Source organism: uncultured Campylobacter sp. (genome assembly GCF_937997465.1).
Lineage (GTDB): Bacteria > Campylobacterota > Campylobacteria > Campylobacterales > Campylobacteraceae > Campylobacter_A.
In genome coordinates this window covers 1-2,390 of sequence record NZ_CALKTQ010000109.1, presented here as the reverse complement: position 1 = coordinate 2,390, position 2,390 = coordinate 1, and the positions used below count along the sequence as shown (strand labels likewise).

The 2,390-nt window shown below is 46.4% G+C and carries 2 protein-coding genes; both read right to left on the bottom strand.

All coding sequences use genetic code 11. From position 1 onward, the window contains the following. On the bottom strand, positions 1 to 778 hold a 778-nt coding region (locus tag Q0546_RS03340), incomplete at its 3' end, for an AAA family ATPase (protein WP_298790517.1). Between the two features lie 235 nt (positions 779 to 1,013). Then, positions 1,014 to 2,390: TonB-dependent receptor (locus tag Q0546_RS03335; RefSeq protein WP_298790515.1), on the bottom strand; the 1,377-nt coding region annotated here is incomplete at its 5' end.

Below are 2,390 nucleotides of genomic sequence, written 5' to 3'. Positions count from 1 at the left end.
CGATAAAATCAGCGCTCTCGCCCGCGTCGATAAGCCGTGCCAGATAGTATATGACGGCGTTTTCGTCGCTACCGCGCAGGCTTTTTATAAAGGCGCTCGCCAGTCCGTAGTGCACATCATCCTCGCTAACGCCTTCGCTAACCGCGTTAGCTCTTAGCGTTTTTAAATTTTCTAACGTTATTTTTTCTTCCAGACTCACGGCAAATTCGAGTAAATTTAAGAGTCCGCGCGCGTCTCCGCCGCTACTTTTTATGAGATAGGCCTTGGCATCGTCTGAGATATCAAATTTGACCTCGCCCCTCACGCGCTCAAGCAGCTTTTCAAAATCCTCGCTCGCAAGCGGTTTAAACTCAAAGAGCATCGAGCGGCTGCGGATACCCGAGCTTAGCGTGAAATACGGATTTTCCGTGCTGGCTCCGATGATGGCGGCGCGGTAATTTTCCATTGGGATTAGCAGGGCTTCTTGCTGCGTTTTGCTGAGGCGGTGGATCTCGTCGATGAAAAATAGCGGCTTAGAAAGCGCATTTTCGTGGTTTTTTAGGATTTTGCGAAATTCCTCGATTTTTAGATTTCCGCCGTCAAATTCGTAAAAATCATACTCCATCGACCGTGCGACGACGCGAGCAAAGCTAGTCTTGCCGCAGCCTGCAGGCCCGTAAAATATGCTGTGCGGGATTTTTTTGTTTTCGATAAATTTTTTAAAAACGCCCACCAGCTCGCGCTGTCCACATATCTCGTCTAAGCTGCGCGGGCGAAATTTCAAGGCGAAATTTTGCAAATTTGCTCCTTTTAAATTTTAAGGCATTATAGTCAAATTTAAATTAAGAAGCGGATTTGCGGGAGCGGGCGGGTCAAATTTGAGCGGGTAAAAAAGCAAAATTTGATGTTAGCGCCCTGCCCTCGCAAACTCAAATTTAGACAAAAACAAGCCGTCAAAAACGGCAAATTTAATGGCTAAAGCGGACCTAATTTAAGCTAAATTTAGTCAAATTTAGTCCGCTTGCCGAGTCAAGCTAAAACGTTTTTTCAAAATCTACGTAGAAGTTTCTGCCTTTGCCCACTCTGGTCGTATTTTTAAATCCGTTTGCGAAAATGTACTCTTTGTTAAAGATATTGTTTACGCCAAAGCTGATTTTTAGCCCTTTGTTTAGCAGATAGCTGTCGAAATTTTTCGGCTCCCATCTACCTTTAAAATTTACGATAGTAAAGGTTTCGTCTACGTATTCGTATTTTTGACCGCGCACGACGTAGTATTTCTCGTCGTTGTTAGGTCTAAACCAGTGCGTCATATCGCCGCCCAGACTAAGTCCCCACGGCTCGTATCTATACATCGCGCCTAAAGTTAGCTTGTCGGCGTAGACGGTGAGTATCTTTTTGGTCGCTTTGTCGTAGATTTTCGTATGGTCGTATCCGAGCGAGAATGTAAGGTTGTTTATCGCGTATTTGGACTCGATCTCGACGCCTCGGCGCTTTGCGTTATCGACGTTTTCGTACATACCGTAGCGTCTGCCCGGCGCTTCGGCGTCAAACGGCGGGTTGCCCTTGTCCGGTCTTGCTTTTAGATTTATCATATCTTTGATGTTGCCGTCGTAGTAAGTGGCCTTAAAGTACAGCTCATCATCACCCAAAAGTCCCTGCTTGTCGATAGAAAAGCCAACTTCGTACTCTTTTGCGATTTCAGGTTTTAGGTCGGGGTTTGGTATGTACCAGTAGTGCGGATTTAGCGGGCCGGCCGATGACGTTTCGTTTGGCGTCGGTCCTCTAAATGTCTCTGCGTAGCCTGCGAGTAAATTTACGCCGTCAAAAACCTCGTACGCAAGGCCGAGTTTTGGAGAAAATCTAGACTCCGAGTATGAGTTGTGATCGCCGTTTTTGACTCCGCGTTTAAATTTATCAAACCTGCCGCCCACAGTAAACTCGAATCTACCTACGCTAAATACATCCTGCGCGTAGATACCGAGGTCTTTGTAAAAATTCGGAAACGAGCCAAAGTCGCTAAGCTCGCCGTTGTGCCAAAATATCGCGTCCTCTTTTCTATGCTCGTAGTCGATACCGGTAACTAGCCTATGCTCTAGTATGCCGGTTTCAAAGAGACTTTCGTTTTTGAGCCTAACGCCCCATCTGTCGTCTTTGTTTTTGTAGTCGATGTAGACGGGATTGCCTCTGCTAAAACCCGTTCTGATCCTGTGATTTAGGGCTTTGGCGTTGTAGTACTGAGCGGAGAAATTTATCCATCTGTTATTTAGCGGAGTGTACTTGTATATCACGCTATAGTCTCGCTGTTTTAGCCGTCCGGAGGTAGGTAGCTCCGCATCCTCACTCCAAAAAAGCGACTGCCAAGGCGAGGAGGAGAATTTTTCGTGGTAGTTAAATACGCTAGCCTCCAAAGC